Origin of the sequence: Bradyrhizobium sp. (genome assembly GCF_049581145.1) — a bacterium.
Taxonomy (GTDB): domain Bacteria; phylum Pseudomonadota; class Alphaproteobacteria; order Rhizobiales; family Xanthobacteraceae; genus Bradyrhizobium.
Window position 1 is genome coordinate 1 of record NZ_JBAURI010000909.1, and the last position, 1564, is coordinate 1564.

Consider the following 1564-nt stretch of genomic DNA (forward strand, 5'->3'; position numbering starts at 1 on the left):
CCGATGTCCCCCTCAGCCTCGCCTCCAGATCGAGCACCGTCCCCGGCCTGACATACTGCGCCACATCCGCAATGTGAACCTGCAGCTCCCACTCGCCATCCGCGCCGCGCCGCACCAGCACTGCATCGTCAAAGTCCCGCGCCGTCTCGCCATCGATCGTCACAATCGGCAGCCCGCGAAAATCACGCCGCTTCGCCGCAATCGCAGCATCAAAACGCGCAACCTCGCGCGCCTCCTGGAGCACCGCCTCCGGAAAAACGCGTGGCAGATGGTGCTTGCGGATCACCATCTCCACATCGACGCCGAACTCATCCTCTGCGCCCAGTACCTCGATCACACGCCCGCGCGCAGCCCGCGTCGCCGACGGCCAGTCGGTGATCTCCACATCGACGACCAGCCCCTCGAAATCTGCATGGTGCCGCGCCGCCTGTGCCTCTTTGCCCAGCACCCGATGCGGCGTCAGGTCGCTCGCGGCCGCCGGCAACTCCGCGCCCGGCGGAATCACAATCGGCTGCGTCATCCGCTCGTCGAACGGGACGACAAAGTTCCCGCCTCGACCCGTCTCGTTCTCCAGTCGCCGCGCGTAATGGAAAATCCCCACCACCGTAGGGTTGCGGCGCGTCAGCACCCGCACCACGCGCCCCGATCGACGCCCGTCCCCGCGCCCAAACCGAGGCGCCGCCAGCTCCACCAGCACCTGGTCGCCCTGCATCGCGCCGCCCATCTCGCCGGGAGGAATAAAAACGTCTTCGCCGATGGCCGCCCGCTCGCCAGGATGTGCCGGCGTCGGCCGCACAAATCCGTACCCATCGCGATGCAGGTCCAGCCGCCCCGCGATCAGATCCTCGCTGCGAATCCCTCTGCGGGCGCCCGTTCCGTGCTCTTCCTGCTTAGCCCGGCCCTCCCGTCCGGCGCTCTCAGATCCCGGCTTCCGAATCACCCAGTGCTCGCCATCCACCTGCGTCAGCTGTCGCGTACCGGTCAGCCGCCCCAGCTGCTCGCGCAGCACGCGGCGCTCCTGGCCGCCGCCCAGCCCCAACTCGCGCACCAGTTGCTTGTAGCCGGCTCGGCCGCCCGGCAGCCGCTCGATGTGGCGCAGTAATTCGCTATCCGTTAGGGCGCGACCGCTCATGGTTTGTTCGATGGTACGCGACCGCCCGCGTCTCGCTACGGGCCACAAGCTACCGGCTACAGGCTGCCTTCTTCACTTCACCGCCAGCACCTGGATCTTGTGGATCTGCGGCGGCTCCGCCAGCAATTCACCCGCCTTCGCCATCAGCGCCTTCGCAATCTCCCCGTTCAGGTGCGCCTCGCGGCCGCCCTCATCATTGAACGTGTCAAAGATTCCGTACCGCCCGTCGTCCTCCTTAATCGCGTACCACGTCACCGTCCCGGTTTCTTTGCGCGCCAGCTCCGCGCCCTGTTTCAGAAAAGCCTCGAGCTCACCTTCTTTTCCCGGTTTTGCCTTCAGTAATCCGTAAAGTGCCAGCTTCACCATGATGAATCCTCCTCTTCGATTGGATGGCGGCCTCGTTCTTCGCGAGAACCCGCTAACAGACTCTTC

Annotated in this window: 2 protein-coding genes; both read right to left on the reverse strand. The window is 65.8% G+C overall.

Annotated elements, in window-relative coordinates:
- Positions 1 to 1132: RNB domain-containing ribonuclease (locus tag WCB02_RS29790; RefSeq protein ID WP_423963549.1), on the reverse strand; the 1132-nt coding region annotated here is incomplete at its 3' end.
- A 72-nt stretch (positions 1133 to 1204) separates the two neighbouring features.
- On the reverse strand, positions 1205 to 1498 hold the full coding sequence (locus WCB02_RS29795) for a putative quinol monooxygenase (protein WP_423963551.1): 294 nt from the start codon (positions 1496 to 1498) through the stop codon (positions 1205 to 1207).
- Positions 1499 to 1564 lie beyond the last annotated feature (66 nt).